Origin of the sequence: Pseudarthrobacter sp. PS3-L1, assembly GCF_030063285.1 — a bacterium.
GTDB lineage: Bacteria > Actinomycetota > Actinomycetes > Actinomycetales > Micrococcaceae > Arthrobacter.
In genome coordinates, this window is record NZ_JASISU010000003.1 from 593,333 (window position 1) to 615,446 (window position 22,114).

At 59.7% G+C, this 22,114-nt stretch carries 17 protein-coding genes; 7 read left to right on the plus strand and 10 right to left on the minus strand.

Annotation, left to right across the window (positions count from 1 at the left end):
- Positions 1-27: 27 nt before the first annotated feature.
- The 7 genes from QMG79_RS10670 (at position 28) to QMG79_RS10700 (ending at position 10,081) form a co-directional block, all read left to right on the plus strand.
- A complete protein-coding gene (locus QMG79_RS10670) occupies positions 28-1,527 on the plus strand; it encodes a bifunctional phosphatase PAP2/diacylglycerol kinase family protein (RefSeq protein ID WP_283538564.1) in 1,500 nt (499 codons plus the stop codon).
- A 209-nt stretch (positions 1,528-1,736) separates the two neighbouring features.
- Positions 1,737-2,717, plus strand: coding sequence for an ABC transporter ATP-binding protein (locus QMG79_RS10675; protein ID WP_283538565.1), 981 nt, complete (start codon positions 1,737-1,739; stop codon positions 2,715-2,717).
- Between the two features lie 4 nt (positions 2,718-2,721).
- Positions 2,722-3,618, plus strand: coding sequence for an ABC transporter permease (locus tag QMG79_RS10680; RefSeq protein ID WP_283538566.1), 897 nt, complete (start codon positions 2,722-2,724; stop codon positions 3,616-3,618).
- Between the two features lie 20 nt (positions 3,619-3,638).
- Positions 3,639-4,952: a sensor histidine kinase gene (locus QMG79_RS10685; RefSeq protein WP_283538567.1), complete on the plus strand. Its 1,314-nt coding sequence runs from the start codon at positions 3,639-3,641 to the stop codon at positions 4,950-4,952.
- Complete coding sequence (locus tag QMG79_RS10690) at positions 4,949-5,638, plus strand: response regulator (protein WP_283538568.1); 690 nt, start codon at positions 4,949-4,951, stop codon at positions 5,636-5,638. Before QMG79_RS10685 ends, QMG79_RS10690 begins: the two co-directional genes overlap by 4 nt.
- Before the next feature lie 37 nt (positions 5,639-5,675).
- Positions 5,676-6,983 carry a M18 family aminopeptidase gene (locus QMG79_RS10695; RefSeq protein WP_283538569.1) on the plus strand — a complete coding sequence of 436 codons (1,308 nt, stop codon included), beginning with the start codon at positions 5,676-5,678 and terminating at the stop codon, positions 6,981-6,983.
- A gap of 356 nt (positions 6,984-7,339) precedes the next feature.
- Positions 7,340-10,081 carry a WecB/TagA/CpsF family glycosyltransferase gene (locus tag QMG79_RS10700; RefSeq protein ID WP_283538570.1) on the plus strand — a complete coding sequence of 914 codons (2,742 nt, stop codon included), beginning with the start codon at positions 7,340-7,342 and terminating at the stop codon, positions 10,079-10,081.
- 194 nt (positions 10,082-10,275) lie between these two features.
- On the opposite strand, the gene QMG79_RS10705 is transcribed toward QMG79_RS10700, so the two are convergent.
- From QMG79_RS10705 to QMG79_RS10750, 10 genes are all read right to left on the minus strand, one after another.
- Positions 10,276-10,902 carry a hypothetical protein gene (locus tag QMG79_RS10705; RefSeq protein WP_283538571.1) on the minus strand — a complete coding sequence of 209 codons (627 nt, stop codon included), beginning with the start codon at positions 10,900-10,902 and terminating at the stop codon, positions 10,276-10,278.
- Between the two features lie 73 nt (positions 10,903-10,975).
- Positions 10,976-12,331, minus strand: a complete 1,356-nt coding sequence (locus QMG79_RS10710; protein WP_283538572.1) for an O-antigen ligase family protein — start codon at positions 12,329-12,331, stop codon at positions 10,976-10,978.
- 782 nt (positions 12,332-13,113) lie between these two features.
- The gene (locus QMG79_RS10715; protein WP_283538573.1) at positions 13,114-14,031 is read right to left on the minus strand and encodes a glycosyltransferase; all 918 of its coding nucleotides are present in this window, start codon (positions 14,029-14,031) and stop codon (positions 13,114-13,116) included.
- On the minus strand, positions 14,028-15,317 hold the full coding sequence (locus QMG79_RS10720) for a hypothetical protein (protein WP_283538574.1): 1,290 nt from the start codon (positions 15,315-15,317) through the stop codon (positions 14,028-14,030). The genes QMG79_RS10715 and QMG79_RS10720 overlap by 4 nt, the downstream gene beginning before the upstream one ends.
- Complete coding sequence (locus tag QMG79_RS10725; protein ID WP_283538575.1) at positions 15,314-16,090, minus strand: glycosyltransferase; 777 nt, start codon at positions 16,088-16,090, stop codon at positions 15,314-15,316. The genes QMG79_RS10720 and QMG79_RS10725 overlap by 4 nt, the downstream gene beginning before the upstream one ends.
- Before the next feature lie 359 nt (positions 16,091-16,449).
- Positions 16,450-17,724, minus strand: coding sequence for a glycosyltransferase family 4 protein (locus QMG79_RS10730; protein WP_283538576.1), 1,275 nt, complete (start codon positions 17,722-17,724; stop codon positions 16,450-16,452).
- Positions 17,721-19,184, minus strand: coding sequence for an oligosaccharide flippase family protein (locus QMG79_RS10735; RefSeq protein ID WP_283538577.1), 1,464 nt, complete (start codon positions 19,182-19,184; stop codon positions 17,721-17,723). Before QMG79_RS10735 ends, QMG79_RS10730 begins: the two co-directional genes overlap by 4 nt.
- Complete coding sequence (locus QMG79_RS10740; RefSeq protein WP_283538578.1) at positions 19,181-20,317, minus strand: DegT/DnrJ/EryC1/StrS family aminotransferase; 1,137 nt, start codon at positions 20,315-20,317, stop codon at positions 19,181-19,183. Before QMG79_RS10740 ends, QMG79_RS10735 begins: the two co-directional genes overlap by 4 nt.
- Positions 20,314-20,973, minus strand: coding sequence for an acetyltransferase (locus QMG79_RS10745; protein WP_283538579.1), 660 nt, complete (start codon positions 20,971-20,973; stop codon positions 20,314-20,316). Before QMG79_RS10745 ends, QMG79_RS10740 begins: the two co-directional genes overlap by 4 nt.
- Positions 20,970-22,100 (minus strand): DegT/DnrJ/EryC1/StrS family aminotransferase, encoded by a 1,131-nt coding sequence (locus QMG79_RS10750; RefSeq protein ID WP_283538712.1) that lies wholly within the window; start codon positions 22,098-22,100, stop codon positions 20,970-20,972. The genes QMG79_RS10745 and QMG79_RS10750 overlap by 4 nt, the downstream gene beginning before the upstream one ends.
- Positions 22,101-22,114 lie beyond the last annotated feature (14 nt).

Here is a 22,114-nt window from a genome sequence, read left to right on the forward strand (position 1 = left end):
CCGGGTTGGCAGTTGTAGGGTTGGCGGATGCGAAGCATTGCCAGGCCAGGGTACACAGCAGTTTCACGTGCCGATCGGGCACTTGTCGGTGTGCTGGCAGGTGTTCCGCACGGCAAGCACGATGACGTCTTCCGGCGGCTGTCCAATGCTGCCAACCATGGTAAGCTCTGGCTCGGCGTTGCGGGGGCGCTCGCCCTGATTCCCGGTCGCCCGCGGCATGCGGCGTTACATGGCCTCCTGGCCCAGGCAGTTGCGTCTGGGCTCACCAATATCGTCTTTAAGACCCTCCTGCCCAGGGCCAGGCCGCTGCCGGCGCATCTCCCCGACTTTCGGTTCGTCGCTCCGCAACCCACCAGCTCGTCCATGCCGTCGGGGCATTCGGCCTCGGCTGCTGCTTTTGCGGTTGGCGTGGGGCTGGTGCACCCTGGTGCGGGAATCGCTGTGGCCCCACTTGCTGGCGCTGTCGCCTATTCGCGGGTGCACACCGGAGCTCATTGGCCCTCGGACGTGTTCATTGGTTGCGCGCTTGGCACAGGCGCAGCGCTCCTGATACGCCATTGGTGGCCAGTTCGGCCACCAATCCCCACGGCACAACACCATCGCGTGCCGGTAGCTCCCCTGCCCGATGGCGAAGGCTTGGCCATCCTGGTCAATACGATGGGCGGATCGTACGACACGGAAACAGCCACAACGCTGGCCAAAGTATTCCCCAAGGCGAATATTAAGACTGCCGGCTCAGGCCCCGGAATTCAGCAGGCCCTTGCCGATATTGTCGAGGATCCCGCAACCAGGGCGCTGGGGGTGTGGGGCGGTGACGGGACGGTGGGCACCGTGGCGGCGGCTGCCGCCGAGCATTCCCTTCCGCTGCTGACCCTGCCCGGCGGTACGCTCAACCACTTTGCCCGGGACGCCGGAATGTCGTCGCTGACAGAGGCAGTCGCGGCCGCCACGGCAGGATCCGGCGCTCTTGCCGATGTGGGTGTAGTCCACGTGGAGCGTGGAACCACTGGGAGGCCTGAACAGATTCACAGGCTTATGCTCAATACCGGGAGTATCGGCCTGTATCCAGATATGGTGCGGCGACGGGAACTGCTGCAACCCGCCCTGGGAAAGCCCATTGCGGCCTTTGTGGCGATGATCAGGACTTTCGCAGGCGCCACCCCCACGGCGCTGGACGTTGATGGTCGACGCCATAAGCTCTGGATCATGTATGTGGGCCGGGGGCGCTTCTATCCCCGTGATCATGCCCCGCTTGTGCGTCCCCTCCTTGACGACGGCGTCTTTGATATTCGAATGATCACCGCTGATGAGGCGTTCGCTCGCCTGCGGCTCTTGGGGTCTGTGCTGACCGGGACTGTAGCGACGTCGCGGGTAACGCATGTGAGCGAGAGCACCGGCGTGCGGGTGGCTGCTGGCGGCGATCCCCTGGTGCTCGCAGTAGATGGCGAAGCACTGGCTGGCGTCCGGGCCGTGGAATTCCGCCTGGATCCCCTGAAACTGACTTACTACTGCCCGCCGAGGACCTGAACGAACCGCGAGTTGGTGCAAAGCGCGCACTGTCAGCTCCTGAAACAGGGACGTGATCATCCAATGGGAGTACCCCAGACCGCCTCTGGAATCATCCCTTGGACCGTCGCCTGCCGTGGCAGTCAACGGTAGCGTTGAAGACACCACGAAAAATCCTGACGCATCCGCGTCCGTCCACACACCCGCAGCAGAAACAAAGGATTCCTCCCATGATTGAAGCAAATGGGCTGACCAAGGTTTACGGCAGCAAGACAGCCGTCCATGGTGTCAGCTTTGCTGTCCAGCCAGGCCAGGTCACAGGCTTCCTGGGGCCAAACGGTGCCGGCAAGTCCACCACAATGCGCATGATTGTTGGGCTGGACCGCCCCACGGCGGGCACCGTCACTGTTAATGGCGTCCCCTATGCCAAACATCAGGATCCCCTCCATCAGGTTGGCGCCCTTCTTGACGCCAAGGCAGTCCACACAAGCCGTAGTGCCTACAACCATTTGATGGCCATGGCCGCCACCCACCGGATCCCCAAGTCCAGGGTTCAGGAAGTCATTGAGATGACAGGCCTGACCGATGTAGCCAAAAAGAAGGCCGGCGGGTTCTCCCTCGGTATGGGCCAGCGTCTCGGTATTGCGGCAGCGCTGCTGGGCGATCCCCAGACCCTGATCCTTGACGAACCGGTCAATGGCCTCGACCCTGAGGGCGTCCTCTGGGTGCGCAACCTTGTCCGCTACCAGGCCAGCTTGGGGAAGACGGTATTCCTCTCCTCCCACCTGATGAGCGAGATGGCCCAAACGGCCGATCACCTGATTGTGATTGGCCGCGGCCGGATCATTGCCGACGCCCCCATGCAGGAGATCCTTTCTGGCGCCAGGCAGAGCAAGGTCCTGGTTCGCACACAGCATGCCTCTGTCCTGGCGACCCTCCTGGGGGACTCGGGTGTGAAGGTGGACCAGAGCGAGACGGAGACCCTGCAGGTCACCGGGGTTGATCCGCGCCAGATTGCCCAGGTGGCCCTGGAAAATGGACTCCTGGTCTACGAACTGACCCCGCAGACCACCTCCCTGGAAGAGGCATATTTCGATCTCACCAAGGACGAGGTGGAGTACCACTCCCACGTCTCAGGCCAACCGGCAGGCCCGTCCTCCGGGCAGCAACCCGGAACAGATCAGTCCATCCCCGCAGCGGCAGGAAAGTAAGGCCATGAGTACATCTACTGCATCACGCGCAACAAACCGCGCTTCTTCTGCCGGTTCGGGCGGGGTCAGCTTTGGCGGCGTCCTGAGGTCCGAATGGATCAAATTCCGTTCCTTGACCTCCACCCGAATCCTGTTGATTGTGACCTTTGTGGCCACCATTGGCATAGGCGTCCTGACGGCCTGGATCCGCTTCCTGACCATCGATGGGTTGCAAAGCGCAGCAGCGGAGCAGAACAGGACGCTGACGCCGGAGATGCTGGAACAGTCGTTCCCACCAGGGGCTGGTTTTGACCTCTACAACCTGCCCAATGCTGGACTGCAGATCACCATTCTGGTCCTTGGGGCGCTGGCCGTCCTCTTTATTTCATCCGAGTATTCGACGGGAATGATCCGCTCCACGATGGCGGCTGTACCCAAACGGCTGCCGGCGTTCTTCGCAAAGGCAATCATCCTCGTTGTCGCCTCGTACCTTGTGACGCTAGTGGCCGGCGTCATCATTTTCGCCATGTCCATTCCGATCCTCCAGGGAACGGGACTCGAGCTGGACTGGTCCACGGACGGCGTGATCTATAGCGTCTTCACCGGTGGGCTGTACGTAGCTGGTGTAGCGCTGATCGGCCTTTCATTGGGAACCCTGCTGCGGAATTCCGCGGGCGGGATCACTGTCCTCGTGGGTATTTTCTTTGTCCTGCCAATCGCTGCATCCTTCCTGGGCCTGGTACCCGGTGACTTCTGGAAAGACCTGCCCAAATTCATTCCCAGCGAGGCCGGTGGTCGGTTCCTCTCCATTGGCCAGGTCGACGGAATGCTAGATCCCTGGCAGGCCGGGCTGCTTTTCCTGGGCTATGTGGTGGTCTTTATGGTGCCCGCTGTCCTGGTCCTCAAGCGACGCGACGTCTGAGTCATCACGAATCCGCCACTATGACTGGATATGAACCTGCAAAGGACGCGTTGGCCCCCGTGGCGGACGCGTCCTTTGCAGAAATTACGGCGAAGCGTCGTGGCCGTATCCGGCGTTTCTTCTATGCCCGGCCCCGGACTACTGACGCTCTGGTGGCTTTGTCCTATCTCCTTCTGGCCGCTACAACCATTGTGGACAGCTTGCTCTCTGGTGGCTGGCTTGCCGCTCTGCTGATGTTCGCCGTTGCTGGCTCACTGTTCTTCCGGCGTACCCACCCCATCCCCGTCGTCGCATTCGTGGCAGTGGCAGAGGTGGCCGTGACGTTGCTCCACCCATGGGGATCGAATGTTTCAGCGGGTCTCTGGTTCAGTCTGTATTCGGTGGCAGTCAGCCATACCCGGAGGTTCTCTTTTGTGGTGCTGGGCGCCGTTACGGCGCCATTGGCACTCCTTTACCTTCTGGCGGCGGTAGGCCCACCCGACGCATCGATGTTGCCCGCGGCGGCGGCCCAGGCAGAGACCGAGAGCTACCTGCTTGTCACCAGCATTGCCACGGGGGCTGCGATTGCGCTTTCCAACGTGGTTGCCACGGGCATCGGCATTTCGGTGCGCCAGCGACGCGACCATGAGGCGGAGATTGCCGCATGGGCATCCCGGACTGCGCGCCTTGGCTCGGTTAATGAACGGAACCGGATTGCACGCGAGATGCACGACGTCGTGGCCCACTCACTGACGGTGATGATCAGTCTGTCCGATGGGGCCTCAGTTGTGGTCCGGAAGAGTCCCGAACGCGCCGGGGAGGTATTGGGGGAACTGTCGAGGACCGGCCGGACAGCGCTGGCCGACATGCGCAGGGTCCTGGGAGTGCTGCGCGATGACCGCGGCGAAGACGCCGCGACGCGGGTTCCGCTGGCACCGCATGAGAGTCTTCAGACGCTGTTGGATGGGTTCCGTGCTACGGGAATGACGCTGCACTACTCCCACACTGGTCCCGCGCTGCCGGAGGACCCAGCGTTTCGACTCACCGTGTACCGGATAGTCCAGGAGTCCCTCACCAACGCCCTGCGCTATGGGCGGCCCCTGGCCACCGTGACGGTCGGCGTCATAAGGAAGGGATCCTGCGTAAGTATCGACGTGCTCGACGACGGCAGGGCTGGCCCTGGAACACGGCCCCAACCGCAGGGCACCGGCCAGGGACTGGCAGGTATGAGTGAACGGGCAAGGATCTACTCCGGTACGCTCAACGCAGGCAGGACAGGTACGGGCGGCTGGCTGGTCCATGCAGAGCTGAACTGGACCGGAGACAAAAACACAACCACCCTGGGGGACACATGAGCGAGACCACCATCAGCATTCTCCTGGTAGATGATCAGCCACTGCTGCGGGTCGGTTTCCGGCTGATCCTTGAAGGCGAGGAGGACTTCCGCATCATAGGTGAGGCATCACATGGCGCCGAGGCTGTTCGGCTTGTCGGGGAACTCACCCCGGACGTTGTCCTGATGGACGTGAGGATGCCTGTCCTGGACGGGATTGAAGCAACTCGGGCAATTACCAAATCCTCCTCCGAGAGCCGGATCATCATCCTAACGACTTTTGACCTGGACGAATATGCGTTCTCCGGCCTGCAGGCCGGGGCTTCCGCGTTCCTCCTCAAGGACGTTGCACCGGAGGAACTGATCAGTGCCGTGCGCGTGGTGGCCAGTGGTGATGCAGTTGTTGCTCCCCGTGTGACGCAGCGGTTACTGGAGACCTATGTCCGCGGTAGCCACGGCGCTCCGGTGCCGCACAGTCCGCGCGACCCGCTGTTGGATGACCTGACGCCCCGGGAAACAGAGATGCTCGAGGCAATGGCGGAGGGCCTGTCCAATGCCGAGATTGCACACAGGTATTTCCTGTCAGAAGCTACAGTCAAAACCCATGTGCGGCGGATCCTGACCAAACTGCACCTGCGCGATCGGGTCCAGGCTGTGGTGTACGCCTACGAGACGGGATTGGTAGTTCCCAGCAACCCCGACTACTGACCCAAAGGACGCCCAATGGCCCGGATAGACTCGGTCCATGCCTTTGAACAGCACAGCAATTGAGCACATCCATGACCTTGGCGCCTACGTCAGTGCGTCGCCGTCGAGCTTTCACGCCGTCCATGAAGCAGCGCGGAGGCTCGATGGAGCAGGCTTTACCGCGCTGGTGGAAACGGCCGAATGGCCTAGTGGGGCCGGCAGTTTCTACATGATCCGCGACGGCGCCCTTGTTGCCTGGGTGACGCCGGAAACCGCTGGCCCCACCACTGGGTTCAACATCCTCGGTGCCCACACTGATTCCCCGTCATTCAAACTCAAGCCCAAGCCCACCACGGGAAGCCATGGCTGGTTGCAGGCTGGCGTTGAGGTCTACGGTGGACCCCTCCTGAACTCGTGGCTGGACCGCGAACTCCGCCTTGCCGGACGGCTTGTCATGATGGACGGCACCGAGCACCTGACCGCTACCGCGGCGATGCTCAGGTTCCCCCAGCTGGCCATTCATCTTGACCGTGGTGTCAACGATGGCCTGACACTGGACAAGCAGCGACACATGAACCCGGTGTGGGGTCTTGGGGCGCCAGTGGACAATGACCTCCTGTCCGTCCTGGCGGCGAATGTGGCCGGTACCGTTGTGGATCCTGCCGCCATTGGGGGGTACGACGTCGTTATCGCAGACACGCAGGCACCAGCAGTTTTCGGCGGCAACAGTGAATTCTTCGCTTCCGGGCGCCTGGATAACCTGTCCGCAACCCACGCGGGCCTTGTGGCACTGATTGCGCATTCCGCCAATGACACTGCCCACTCCGGGGCGCCAATTTCTGTCCTTGCCGCGTTTGACCACGAGGAAATCGGCTCCAACTCCCGGTCCGGTGCCTGTGGACCGATCCTTGAGGACGTCCTGGCCCGGATTTCCGATGGATTGGGCGCAACCGGCAGCCAGCGGCGGCAGGCTGTGGCGGCGTCGTTCTGTGTTTCTGCCGACGCTGGGCATGCTGTCCACCCGAACTACTCCGAGCGGCATGATCCGGTGAATCACCCCATACTCAATGGCGGGCCGCTGCTCAAGATCAACGCCAACCAGCGCTATGCCACGGATGGTGCAGGGGCAGCTTTCTGGGCGCGGCTGTGCGGCGCGGCGGAGGTTCCCTACCAGGAATTTGTTTCCAACAATGTGATGCCCTGTGGGTCGACCATTGGTCCACTGACTGCCACCAGGCTGGGAATCCGGACCGTGGACGTTGGCGTGCCGCTGCTCTCCATGCACTCTGCGCGTGAGCTCTGCGGCGTGGAGGATCCACGCCGGTTGGCCGCTGTAACGGAGCTATTCTTCGGCACCATGGCCTGACATTGCGGGCACGCCGCAAGGCGTTTCAGGACTCTGGTGGGCCCCCTGGGGTCCTCGTGGGTTGGCACACACTTGATGCGGGTTCCCACAGGATTGCCTGAATCCAGGGAGGGGGGACAGGTGACACGCCTACGGTGGAGTCATGGTGATGCTGCGCAGGCACCCGGACCACGGTTCCGGACCTGGTGTGACCACAGGTTTTTCCTGTGGACTGCGGGACGTCACCAGTCCATCTAACGCAGTAGGCGCTGACAGGGACGCACTGCCGGTCTGACCGGGAGTGCAGGCAGGCAGGGGTAGTGCAGACGCCCCGGCCGGCCGGCGGTTCCTTGCCGTGCTTCCATCCTGGAGCCCCCATGACGTCTGTAAGCCTCAAGCCAGTCCGGTCCGCACCAGCCATGGCCGCTGCCGCCTCGCCCGCCCCGCCCGCCGCACTCAGCCAGTCGCAACGAACCGTCAGGTTGGGCGGGACAGCAGTTGACCTGCTCACATTCGATGAAGCCCGAGACGTGATTGTGGGCCGATCGCTTTCCGGCGGCGCCAGGCCCCTTGCCGTGGCGTCTGCGAACCTTGACCACATCAAGCATTTCGGGCACGGTAGCCGCTGGGCAGGCACGGCAGCCACGACAGCGGATCTGGAGTGGCTTACGCTCCTCGATGGGGCGCCACTGGTGGCGAAGGCCCGGCAGGTGACAGGCGAGGATTGGCAGCGGCTGGCTGGCAGCGACCTTTCCCCCGTGCTGCTGGAGGAAGCGCAGCGCCACGGCCTGAGCGTTGGATTCCTCGGCGGCCGTCCCGAGACGCAGGAGATTGCCCGCACCAGGCTCTCCCAGGAGTATCCAGGCCTGGAGGTCGCGGGATTCTGGGCGCCGGAGCGTTCGGAACTCACAGACCACGCTGCGGCCACCGCGCTGGCAGCAGAGATCGCCACCACCGGGGTGGACATGCTCTTCGTCTGCCTCGGTAAACCGCGCCAGGAACTCTGGATTGCCGAATATGGGGCGCTGAGCGGGGCAAAGGTCCTGCTGGCCTTTGGTGCTGTCGTCGACTTTGTTGCAGGCACAGTCCGGCGCGCACCCGAGCAGGTTCGCGATGCCGGCTTCGAATGGGCGTGGCGGCTGGCACTTGAGCCGAGGCGGCTCGCGTCGCGGTACCTGGTGGACGGGCCACCGGCCTACCTGCAGTTGGGCCGCCAAAGCGGAAGCCCCGTAGGTAACCGCCAATGGTGGGACGGAGCTGCAGAGTCGCACCAAGGCCGCCGGGTGGCTGGGACCGCTGAATCCACCGTCAACCGTCCGCCCATGGTCCGGCAGGCAGGCTTCCGACCGGTGACTGAAGACACGGATGTCGCTGTCCTGGTTGTTACCTACAACAGCGAGGAGACGCTTCCGCTACTGCTGGATGACCTCAGGAGGGAGGCTGGCGAGCAGTCCATCAAGGTTGTTGTCGCGGATAACTCCCCCACGCCCCATACCTTGGCTGCTGCAGCTCGTGAACCTCTTGTCCACGCCTTCCGGACCGGAGGAAACCTGGGCTATGCTGCGGCCATCAATCGTGCGATGGAACGCGTTGGATCGGCTGGCGCCTATCTGGTCCTCAACCCCGATCTACGGGTGGACCCGGGTGCCATCAACGCCCTGCTGGTGCGGATGCGGGCAGTCAACGCGGGGGTGGTAGTGCCTGTCCTCCTCGACGACGATGGCTCCGTATATCCATCGCTGCGGCGCGAACCATCGCTGACCAGCGCCCTCGGAGATGCTCTGCTCGGCAGCAGGCTGCCCAACCGCCCCGAATGGCTCTCCGAAATGGACCGGGACAACGAAAGCTACCGCCACGCACATAGCGTTGAGTGGGCCACGGGCGCTGCGCTCCTGATCCGGGCGGACACTGCTGCGGCAGTAGGTGCGTGGGATGAACAGTTTTTCCTGTACTCGGAGGAGACAGATTTCTTCCGGCGGGTCCGCGAGACGGGGTCCAGTATCTGGTTTGAACCCCACTCGATCATGCGGCATAGCCGGGGAGGCTCAGGCAGTTCGCCGGAACTGGACGCCCTCATGGCAGCCAACCGGGTGCGCTACGTCCGCAAACACAGGACGCGTACCTACGCCGGTGTGTTCCACGCGACAGTGAACCTGGGCTTGCTGCTCCGGGCAGGAATCCCTGGACAGCAGGGCATTTTGGCCCGCGTAGCGCTCCCGGGTCGGTGGGACGGCTTGCCGAGCGCCACAGTGGACCAGGACGTGCCGGCGGCGGACATGCCCATCGGTTCCGTGATCATTCCAGCGTGCAATGAGGCGGCCGTCCTTGGCCGCACACTGGCGCCCCTGGCACCGTATGCTGCCGCAGGCCGGATTGAAGTGATTGTCGCGTGCAATGGCTGCACTGATGGCACGGAACAGGTGGCAGCGTCCTTTCTTGGCGTAAAGGTGCTGCAGGTGGATGCGGCGTCGAAAGTTGCCGCCATGAATGCCGCGAATCGAACGGCAACTCTCTGGCCAAGGGTCTACCTCGACGCCGATATTTCCATGGGGCCCAGCACTCTGAGGGAGCTGCTGCTCCGTCTCCACAAAGACGACACGCTCGCGGCCCGTCCCGCCTACACAAATGACACGGCCGGTGCCAGCTGGCCAGTCCGTGCCTTTTATCGCGCCCGACGTCGTCTGCCGTCCATGAGTGGAGCTCTTTGGGGTGCGGGAACGTACGCCGTCACGGAAGCAGGGCACCGAAGGTTGGGTGACTTTCCGTCGGTGACTGCAGATGACCTGTACGTCGACCAGGCCTTTGCGCCAGAGGAAAAGGAAGTACTTACTGGCATTCCCGTCGTCGTGCGGGTGCCCCGCGACGTCCACGGACTGATGGCTGTCCTGCGACGGAGCAGGCGCGGAAATGTCGAGCAGGGAGCGGTGGGTGGATCAGGTACTGGCACACAGACGGTCCGCGAACTTGCGGCGTCGGTGCGCGGACCTGTCTCGCTGGCCGACGCCGTGGTGTACGCCGGGTTTTCTGCCGCGGCCAGAGTCGTGGTAGCTGCTCCCAAGGCGGCTGGCGGCTTGTCCGGTGGTTCTGCATGGGAGCGCGACAACAGCAGCCGGATTTGAATGCGTAGGAGATTGATCCGCAGGATTGGGCGGCACGAGAAGAGCCTCCGCAGAGGAATCTATTTTCCACGCGGGGGCTCTTCGCGTTCACTGACCTTTATGCGATTTTGCGCTCTTTCACGCACTTGACTGCTTGAGGGTTGCTGCCCAATTGTTGACTGGCGAGGGGCAGATTTGCCTTGGGAAAGGCGGAATTACCTGAGGGAGACCCTAGTGTCGATCTGATGAAGCGACTGCATCCGCTCCCTCCGGCGATTCCGAAGCCATTCGGTCAACCGCTCGGCTCCGCTGGATGCGCCGCCAGCCAATCCCAAGGCCAGCAGAACGAGTGCGCCGACCGCAAACTTCGGCTTGGCGGGGTGGTAGCTGATCGACGGGGCAGTAGGAGAGAGATCTGTTGTAATCAGGGCCTTCTCAGAAATCCCCATCCTGTCCTGTTGCTCTTGGGATGCATTTTCAATTTTTGTCGCAAGTTCAGCAGTCACTGTAGCGACCTTCTCAGGGGTTTCTGCTACTACTTCTATGGAAACTACAGCCCGATCGAAGGAAGGCTGCCATTGCCCACCCGAATTTGGGAGATAGACAGAATGCCCATCCCGGATGCCGGTGCCGTACAGGGTCGCTCCGTTAGTTTCCTGTACGGGTTGGTTGTCATCTCTTATCGCAAGTCGCTGAATTAGGGCGGCATATTGGACGATGTCTTGGGAGTCGAGTCGTAGAGGGTTTCCTGCAGCGGCACCAGGGGGAGGCAGGAATACAACGTCCATTTTAGTCCAATAGACACCTGTTGCTTCGCTCGCCTGGTAAATGAAAGGGGTCATGATCCCCAGCACGGCAAGGGCCACCGGCCAGCTACGGAGGAAAGCCCATCGGCTAGTTTTTGATCTTTTCTGGTCACGCATCGACGACCGCTTTCCATGGGTCGCGCATTCGCCAATATGCACCGGATAGTCCGCAAATCAAAAATAGAACACCGGCAGCCTGCGGAAACGACAGGACATCGAAGAATGCGGTAAGCGATGCGCCAGCTGCTACGGCGCCGGCAAACGCTGGTCCCAGATGTCGAAAGAGCGGATCGGCATAGCGATGTTGGCCTACTAAGGCTACGGCGAAGCTGGTCACCATAACCCCAATGAGCGCAATAAGGCCCAACGTTCCCATGTCGATGAGGCTAACGAGATACTGATTATCAAGAATTCGATATTCCGGGAGGAATGTTCCCAGACCACGTCCGAAGAGCGGCGCCAAATGCCAGAAATCTGCAACCACCGTGTAGCTGTCTGTTCGAGATTTGAGGCTGGAGTCCTCACCACCAAAGAGGCCGAGTAGGGTGCCGGCCATCCCGGGGACCAGTGCCCAAACGAAAACAAGGAGGACTATTGTGGCAATCCCCGCCATCTTCCTCACCTTGGGACTCCACGTTGGTACCAGAATCGCGACTCCGACCACAAGACCAACAATTGCCGAGCGGGATACGGATAAGACTGTGGCCAACGCTATTGCAGCCACGGGGAACCATCGAACCCATATTCCACGTGGAGCGTCGTTGAGTGCGAGGGTGATGGCCAGAGGGAAGACCATGGACATAACGAAGGCGTACTCAAGGGGATTTCTTGCTGTAGCCGAAGGTCGATTAAAGCCCCCCCTGTCCTGGAGAGCCCCAAAGTCGGTGACAGTCAGGCCGGGAATGTTAAGTCCGGCAACAAAGGATTGTCCAGTAAAAAATTGGAACAGACCCAACACTGCATAGACTCCGGTAAGAAAACAACAGAACCGAAGGATATCGAGTAGACGTTTTCGGCTCGGGATGCCGTCGCTGGCTACAGAAAGGATGCTGGCAAAAGCGGCAGCACGGAGGATTCCCAGGTCAAGGGCATTGGCTTCAGCCTCGGTGAGTGCGCGAGTTGCCCCCGCGGCATAGCTTGCGAGTACAGCGCCGGAGAATATGAACATCGCTGTTCTGACAGGCTGAATACGCATTCTCACGACACGCCTAGTTCGCTGGAGGTGGTACCAGCCCCACCAGGGTAGCAAAATCAGGGCGAACAGCGCAGCGGGGGCACCCGCCCCGCCGAGGGCCGCAAAACTTCTGTTGGACGGTATGACCAGGAGGATAACCATGTAGAGGATAAGAACGTTGACAGCATCTTTTCCGATGCGGTCATCCGGAATTGCATCCTCCAGCCGAAGAGGGGCACTGCGCTCCTGCCCACGCTGATTGCTTCCCTGAAACTCAGTTACTTTTGGCACCAACAGACTCCTTCTGCTTCGAATGGCCCGAAGCGGGAGCGTGGGGTTGCGATTCCTTACCTGCGTCATCACTTTCAGCATGAGGACTTTTGGGGGTGCTAGTCCGATCTCGACGACTTTTTGTGCCCCGACGGCCAGGGTGGGACCGTGTGGGACTCGCACGCCTATTTCCGCGGCGAATAAGGAGACGGTCTAATAGCCCAGTGAGCATGAGGGACGCAGCACCTCCGAATGCGATGACTGCCAAGAGCGCTCTAGTTCTTGTCCCGTTGGTCACTGTCACGGTTTCGTCCTGCGCGAGAGACATCGAACTTATGCGTGCTGAAGATTCGAGCGACAGGGAGTCCTGGAGGTCGGCGAGAGTGGTGGGAACTGCGGAAACCACGCTCTGCAGTGTTCCGAGAGTATCTGCTTCAGAAGCCCCGGATACAGAGATCAGAATGATGGGTCCATTGGTACTTGAATCTCGCGCTGTTGAGTAGGACGCTTCTGGGAATGAGGACTCAATAGTCTCGCGTACTGCGGGTGAATTCAGCTTTACGGTGAGTACCCCCAATGCCTGCTCAAGTCCTCCCATGTAGAGAAATGGATTATCACCGGAAATTACGGCAGTGGGGGGCGGGATGAGGGCAACACTCGCAGTTGCCTCGTATTTGACCGGCACTTCGCTGTAGACAAGCGTCGCAAGGATTGCCGTGATTATGATCCCAGACAGCACAAAGTACCATCGCCTGAGTACGCTGGTATATAAGTCGCGCAGAAACATGGAATGGTTCCCTTCGCTATCTGCTAGTGGGATTGGCGTTGGACTGGGCGTTCGACTTCGAAAAGTACTTGAAATTAATTTTTCGGTTCATAGTTGATTTGATCCGGTCCAGTCCCCCGCGTCCAAAGACAACTAAAATAGTGGCCTTAGTAACGGCCCGCCCACTTTCGCGAATCGACCGGAATGGTCGAAGTGCCAGTCTTTCGATGAGTATTTCCGCTCTACTCGGTCTGCGCGCATCATCAAGTAGTTCGCCGAAGCTGGAAACGAAAGCCTTAGGATCGACTCTCGTCCCCCGGACTCTATTGCTTACATTCAAATCGTGGACAACTTGAAGCCACGCGGGGGTGCCTGAAATTTCCCTAGCTGGCATCGACTTCCCTAACTGGTTATGCCAGTCAGCCCAGCACGTCTCTGGGCCGTCCCACGTCTCCCTGACTGAACAGAACGCGTTCGCCCGATCCGTACGGAGGAAAAGTTTGTTGCCTGAAAGGATCAGGCCGCGGGTCAAGTATATTGCTGTTCGACTTCCGTCCATTGGGACAGTGTGGAGTTGTTCCACAAATGTTGACGCTAACCCGTCGTCGTTGTCAAGATTGGTTGTCATTAGATGATCCTTCTGTGAACCAACCAAGTTTCGAATATCAGCCACTAGGTCCTCATTGCTGACCTCTGCGCGATATATTGCCTTGAAAGCATTTCCGGTACTAAGTTCCTCCATGCGGCGCTTCAGCCAGGTTGGACTTTCGGGATCGAGGTAAATTATCCAAAAGAAGTCTGAATTTGTCTGAGCCAACACAGATGGTAGGCAATATCGTTCGAAGAGTTGGATTCTATCTCGCAGCCATCCTTCCTTGGCACGGATGAGGCTTTCCGAGCCAATGGATGGAAGATTGAAGCGTGTCAAAATGACATGATCAACGGGACTATTCATAGTGCGACCCTGTAAATGTGGTAGGCATATTCATCGCTGAAAGAGTCTGTAAATGAACCCGATTCGCCAATGTGAACGGAACGATTTTCAAAGAGCACATCCGCAGACCGTCCTCGAATGCTGTCCGGAAGAGCCAAGGTTCTTTCACCTGGGTCAGAACTTCCGTCCAACATGGAAAAGATGTACGCGTAACCATCCCGAGATTTAAGCATCGTTTCTAGGCCATCCCCAAAGGTGTATGAAAAGGACTGCGTATTTAGGATTGGAGCAAGTTCTCTTATCTTTGAATTTACTTCCTTGAGCGCATCCATTTGTGTGGTGCCACAGAAACCGGCCGTAATTTGGGACAGACGAAGGATGCTCCCCCCGCCGCACGGCCCGCTAAGGCTCTGGTTGAAGTAGATGATGCCACGCGCTTCGTTGATAATGGAGCTCATCACGGCTCCCTGTAGTTCACCAGCTTGGATGTTAGCTTGAAATGGCCCTTCGCCTGGACCTCCATTGAGATTTTCAACAAATTGCCAAATGGGCTGTAGCTTTCCATCAGCTGAATCCTGCTGTCGTAATGCTTTAACCGACTTCCCGTAACTGGAAGCAGTTCTGCACCTCTGTTCGTCTATCGGAACTATATGGGTGTTCTGATACGGTTTCAGGTCGCAGTACGGTATCGAGTACCAGTACATATCCAGGGATACAGCATCCGTGTAGTCATTCACATATGCTTGGGCGTCGGTTTGGTCCATGTACTTACTGATCACCATCTGAGTGAAGTTGGCATAAGCAAAGTTTCCTTCCGGTACCGCTTTGGACAGCTTTTCGAGATGCTGCCTGCCGTCAGATGGACTGAATCTACCGTCTACTTCATCGTCCAAGAGCGAACCCACCCAATTGCGGCTTTCTGAGGTAAACGAGTCGTTCAATGCCCCCCCAATCCAGAAAAGATCGTTGTCCTCGAACAAAGAATATGGAGTTGTATCTGCCATCCCCATATAGGTGTTGATGCCGTGGTCTTTGTCATACATTGCTTCTTCATCGCTACTGATGCCGTTGTACCAGATGCCGATAGGAAAGAACGTTGGATCAGCCCAACCGGCGCCGTTCGCTTTGGCAAAAGACTTCCAGTAATCTGGCCCGCCTTCCCACGGGATTCTCGGCAGATCCAAATCGTGGTTCGAGGCTGACGCTAGCGACGAAGTCGCTTCGTTGGTACACGCTGTTGAACCCAGAATGATGCCCACCGCCGACGTCAAAGCCAATACGGAATTTTTAACCGTTACGGTTCTCATGGAAACACGTCATCGATCAATTTGAGAAGGCCCGCAGAGCGAGCCTGCCAGGTGTGTTGGGCGGCGAATCTTTTGCGATCACTTTCACGCGTGGGATTCGGACTCGCCTCAAGAACTGCTTGGACTTTCTGGGAAAATTCCTGGGCTGTGGCGCCTATAGATACCAGATCGGTGTCCAACCATTGAACTGCCGGAAGGTCCGTCGCTACTACCGGTATTCCCGCGGCGAGGTAGTCAAGCGTTTTTAATGGAAAACTTGACCGGTTGAACTCGTTGTCTGCGTAGGGTGTCAATCCCACGCCAGCAGCGGCTAGGTGCGGACCGAGATCTGAAGCCGGCAAGGTACCGAGCCATGTGACTTTAGGCGAGGCCAGGAAATCGTCCAGCCGTTGCCCGAGCCTAGGGTCACGATCTGTGCGTGGGCCTATGACAGTGATGGGGGTGCCAGTTGAGAGCACTGCTTCGAGTACGTCCATATCCAGACGCTCGTTGAGCTGTCCGATAAGTGCAGCGGAACGAGTTCGTTGTACGCTTGGCCCTGATTCTGTCGTGGCTGCCCTGCATCCGTTAGGGATGACCTCTACAGCAGCTCCGGCAGGTGCTAGGGCAGCTACGGCGGCCGCGAGATATGGGGAAACTGCTGCCACAATTTTGGCTGAGGCCAGATTTTGATCCAGGATTCCCGCTATCCGACGTTTGGATAATCCCATCATTGATGCGCCTGACAGCCAGTCATCCGTTACGTAGAGCACATTCACTCCACTATTTTTCATGGGAAATTCTGAGATTGGTGAAGAGAGAATCGTTGCAGTAGGCACGGCACTAACCGCCTTGAGTGCTGACCGAATCGCCATGCGCTGCAACTTACCAGCGACACGCGAAAAGCCTCGACGTGTAAAGAACGGTATCGAGAGGGAGCGTAGAACCGTAATGCCAGTTTCCACTTCGGTGACAGCCCAGGGGTGTCGCAATGAAAGACCATTTCGTGACGAAAAATGGTGGAGTGGAAGCGGAGGATCGACCCAGAGAACACGTTCGACTCCGGAGATTGCCGTCGCCAGGTGGTAATCCGTCCCGCGAATGTCATCCCATCTGCTGCCCGGAACATACATCACGACGCCGTGTGGTGCGCTCATGTGCGGACTTCCTTCATCTGCGTGCCTTTGGAATGCCTGGGTCCAGAAATCGACTGTACGGGTCGGGCATTGAAGTCATCCATGGCGATTTTTCCCACTAGCCCGCGCAGTCGACGATCTGCCTGATAGGCAATAAAACGACCCACGGCTCCCGTGTCGGCCATAACCTGATGACGGGATGGTGCTTCGATTGCGCGCTGGTAAAAGTCTTCCTGAACCTCGGCCGCCCGTGCCAAGGAGAATCTTGCTTGGACAGTCTTGAGCCCAAATTCACCGAGAGTTGTCATACGTTCCGTGTCGGACGATATTTCGCGCACGATGCTGGCCAGGTTCTGGGCTCCCCAGGGCACTCCGGTTCCCGTGCCGTACCAGCCCTGTTGCAGGAAGGTCGGCAGGGATTCCGGTGTCAGGAGTTTCCAGAATCCTCGTTGGCCCTGCACGATCAGCGGTTTTGCGAATGCAAGTGCGCGAAGGGCTGATCCGCCCATTCCGAGGGAAATGTCAGCCACAGCATACGCGGCACGGGGATCAGGAAGTTCGCCGGTGAGTATCACCGTATTTTGCCCACTTGCGTGGTTTACGTTCCTGGCAGCTTCTTGGACTGTGGTGCGCGCCGTGCCATCGCCAACGATGACGAGCTGAACCGGGAATTCCCCGGTGAGCTCGCCCGCTACCTGGATTGCGGCCAGAATCCCCTCAAGTTTGAGTTCGTCCGCCAGTCTGGTCACCATTCCAAGGACCAGCGAGTTTGACTGAATTCCCCATTGTTGACGGAAACCCTCAGTGTCGAGGTGAACGTCTGGATTATTCAGTTCGAGATCCACTGGCGGTTCGAGTAGTTCAACGCTTGTGCGACCGAAAGCGTGTTCCGCGGCGAGGATATCCGCTGTTCCCACCATGAGTGGCATTGACTTGGGTACGAAGGGCGCCACGGCCATGGACATGATCGTCCCAACTGCGGCTGCGTTGGATTTCCTTGCAGCGAGGAGGCACTCTAGCGCAGGGGGCCACTCGTAGCCGTGCAGGATGTCGATGCCGCGGGCTTTTGAAAGGTCAGTCAGTGATCTGACAATTGCTGGAGTAGGGCGGATCCAGGGCTCCGGCGCTTCGATGAATTCCAGGCCAAGACGATCAATGTGTTCAACGAGGGGACCCGGACGGCCCAAAATGACGACGTCGTGGCCACGCCTCTGCACTGCGGCGGCAATTTCGATGGCGTTGAGCTGGCTTCCGCCAATTCCAAGATCATGGGGATAGACGACGATTTTCATCGGGCAAGCTCCACTTCGGCTGCAGGGGTAGCCGCACCGATGGTCCGGAGGGCCTTGAGAGTGTCGCGTCGGAGCCATAGCAATCCAGCCGTGACGGCGCTGGCAGTCATTCCGCCTGCAGCCAAGGCCCAGAATGGGACGGTAATCCAGTGGGCGAATCCCCACGACAGTGCGCCTACGGGGAGCGCTGCCGCCAGCGGCAGTCCGATGACCCTGACAATACTGTTCAGGTCAACACCGGTTCTCCGCAGTTGCCACAGATAGAGCGGAAGAACGACGACGGCCGTCACTATTGCCTGCGCCGCAGCGAGGCCCGGGACGCCAAACCAGGTGGCGCCAGCAATCAGCGCTGGCACCAGAATGATCAGGCTACCTGCCTGAATTGCGAAAACAGTTCCGGATTTTCCCAGGACTACTACGAAGTCATAGGCAAGGTCGCAGAAGACCTTGCAGGTTGCAGCGAGGACCAGCCAGGACAATGCTGTGGCCGCCGGTAGCCAGGCGTCGCCGTAGACAAATCCGACCAGCGGCACGGCGCCACCGGCAAGGAAAAGGACGATAGGGAGGGTAACGCAGGCCAGGATCGAGACGATTGCCGCAAGCGCCGTACCCATTGCTGGCCGATCGTGCTGCAACGAGGAGAAAGCGGCAGGAGCAACCCGACGAAGCGGCTGGGCAAGGATACTGACTGGCCAGTTCGACAGGTTGAAGGCCAGCACATAAAACCCCAGTGCGGTGGTCCCCAAAATCGTGCCGGCCGTCAGTTGATCGCCGTAGCTCAGGGCGAAAAAGATGATGCTGGTCCCTGCCAGGGGCAAGCCGAAGCGCAGGAGCGGAACAAGGAATTCCCGGTCGAGTCCAAAACGGTACGGCATTGGTGAAGCCCTAAGAAACATGACGGCGGAGATCAGGCTTCCCGCCACGCGTCCGACTGCCAGAGCCATTGCGCCCACTCCGGCAAGGGCCAGGCCCACGGAAAGGATCGCCCCTACCCAAACATTGATCTGGTCAATGCCCATTCGGGTTTTTTCCCGAAAATCGCGTTGCAGCAGCGCTGCCGGCGAAGCAACGATCCCGTTGATGAAAACACTGATAATCAAGATGCGGATGACATCGGTAGCACCTGGATCGCCCACGGCAGCTGTGAAGACCGGGGCCAGGAACACGGCCAGTGTGCAAAAGAACGCACTGCCAAGAACCGAAATGGTATTAACTGTTGGCACAATTCGTGCAGGATCGCCTGGCCACCTGACGATGGCCAGCGATACGCCGAGTTCGTTGAAGCTCAGGATGGCCATGAGAGCCACAAGTGCGACAGCGAATGTACCGAACGACTCGGGACCAAGCACCCTCGCGAGCACAATGCCGATTCCCAGCGTGCCGACACGGGATACAACCGTGTTCAGCACGCTCCAGGCAAAGGCATTCGATGCGCCTGCACGGTGGGTCGGAACCGTCATGACTGTCCCAGCGCCCATTCGAGTTGTTCAGCCACATACTCCTGCTGGACCACTGTGATGTGCGGGAATAGCGGAAGCGACAGGATTCGGCCAGCAGCTGCTTCGGCGACTGGAAAGCTTCCAGGTGTGTGGCTGGCGTAGGCACCACTGCGGTGGACGGGAACCGGATAGTGGATGCCTGCTTGGACTCCGACTGAATGCAGGCGCTCGAGCACTGAGTCGCGGTCATTGACTCGAACCACGTAGAGGTGCCAGACGTCAACGTTTCCAGGTGCCTCGGTGGGAAGTTCGACGCCGGACAACCCGTTCAAGAGAGTTGTGTAACGGGTCGCAGCATCACGTCGTCGCTGATTCCAGTCAGCGAGTTTTTTCAGTTTCGCCTTGAGGACCACGGCTTGCACGGTATCCAACCGGGAGTTCATGCCAATCGCGTCATGGCGGTACTTGTGGGCGCTGCCGTGGGCCCCCAAAAGTCGCACGCGGGCGGCTACATCTTCATCATCGGTGAGAACGCCGCCAGCATCGCCTGCGGCCCCCAGATTCTTCCCTGGGTAGAAGCTGGTGCCTGCCGCAAGTCCGAATGTTCCTGCTGATTTACCATGCCGGGTGGCTCCTTGCGACTGTGCGGCATCCTCGATAATCACGGAACCACTGAAATCCGCTAGCGGCTGGAGGCGTTCCATGAAGGCTGTCTGTCCAAAAAGGTGGACAGGAACGATCGCCTGGGTGCGGGGGGTAAGTGCGTCCGCAACGGCATCGGGGTCGATGAGCAGATACTCAGGGTCGACGTCGACGGGTACCGGGTTCGCCCCGATGCGGCTGACCGCCTCTGCGGTAGCAATGAATGTGTTGGCCGGGAGGATAACCTCACCGCCGGCGGTGACGCCGCCGGCGCGAAGGGCTAGTTCCAGGGCATCAGTTCCATTCGCTACGCCCACGCAGTGTTGGGAGCCGATGAATCCTGCATATGCCTGTTCGAATTCCTGCACTGCTGAGCCACCAATAAAGGATGCTCGGGTGAAAACGTCGCCGAGCTCGGCCATCACTTCCTCGTGGACCTCCACCTGCTGGGCTGCCAGGTCGACCAGCGGAACACTTTGGTGTTCAGTGATGGTTCGGGTTCCTGTGCTCATAGCCTCGGTCCTCCCTGGACACTGCTGATATCGATGGATTGTGCGGGTACTCCAACCCACGTTTGGCCCTCAGGCACATTGCTCAAGACTGCCGCGCCCATGCCCACCGTGGAGTATGCCCCAATGGAGGTTTGTTCGCGGACACTTGAGTTCATGCCCAGGTACGCTGCCCGGCCCACCCGTACCCCGCCACCGAGGGAGACCCCGGAGGCAAAAGTACTGAAGTCGGCAACGGTGTCGTCATGGGTGAAAGTGACGGATGGCATGGCAACAACATGGGATCCGAGTGTCACGGAGGTGGTAAGAGTAACGTTCTGCAGCAGGATGCTTCCCCGACCTACCTGGCAGCCGTCGGGCAAGTACACCGAGGGATCAATTGCCGTGGCATACCGGGACTCGTGCAGGCCCATGGCTGTCAGCCGTTCCACCAGAGTCTCCCTCGTTTTGCCTGACCCAACGCACACCAGCACAAAGGCGTGGGTGTACTTGGGTGCGTCGTCGATGAACCCGAGCACCGGAGCGCCGTCAATACTTACGCCCACCATGTTCGGATTGTCGTCAAGAAGTCCCACTACGTCGTACTGGCCACTGGCCCGGACCATGGCAAGGACCTCACGTGCGAGGCCACTGGCCGCGATCAGGATCAGTTCGCTCATGCCGGCAGGCCTCCAGCTGCGGCCCGGATGCTGTTGATCACACGTAGTTGGTCCTGGCCGCTGAGGTCGTGGTAGATCGGCAGGATCAGGGTGCGGGAGGTCAGCCGGTCTGTGTTCCGCAGGCCAGCGTTGCCGTTATCCCGCCCCCGGTATGCAGGTTGGTGGTGAGCTGCCATGATGCCGCGACGCCCAGAAATTCCGTCTGCTGCCAGACGCGCGAGGAGTCCGTCGCGGTCAGTCCGGAAGCTCGGGAGCACCTCAACCCAGAAGGATTGGAAGTTACTGGTTCCGTAGGAGGGATCTGCAACGCATCGCAATCCATCCAGGTCGGCCAGGGCAGCTGTATAGAATGCGGCAATTTCGCGGCGACGCTCTACTGCCGCCCTGAGCCGTCCCAGCTGAACAATCCCTACGGCCGCCTGCAGGTCTGTCATGCGGTAGTTGAAGCCGACCTCAAGGTACATTTCCTCCGGTGCCATGAGGGACGCATGGCGCTCCGCGGCGGAGACGCTCATTGAGTGTTCACGCAAGGTCCGGGCCCGAGCAGCCCACTTCGAGTGGCCGGTAGTGAGCATGCCACCTTCGCCGGTGGTAAGGATTTTTCGGGGATGGAAAGACCAGACCGCCACGTCAGCCGTAGCGCCGACCGGTTGCCCGCGGTACGTGGAACCCACGCCACAGGCCGAGTCTTCGATCACCACGATGCCCAGCGGATCGCATAGTTCGCGGATCGGGTCGACGTCGACAGGGACTCCGCCCTGGTCCACGATGATCACTGCCCTCGTGTCCACTGTCAGGGCCGCCCAGATCGTCTCGGCTGTGACGTTGCCAGTGACGGCATCAACGTCGCAGAAGACCGGTCGGGCGCCCACATACGTCACGGCGTTTGCCGTGGCGATAAAGGAGAAAGAGGGAACGACGACGTCGTCGCCGGCGCTGATCCCGGCGACCACTAGTGCGAGGTGCAGCGCAGTGGTGCAACTGGAAGCGGCAACGGCATGGGATACCTGCTGGGTCTGCGCGAAGTTTTCCTCAAACTGCCGCACGCGGGGTCCCTGGGCAACCCAACCGGATGCGATGACCTCTGTGACGGCCTGGGCTTCTTCCTCCCCAAGCCACGGTTTCATGACATTAATGCGTT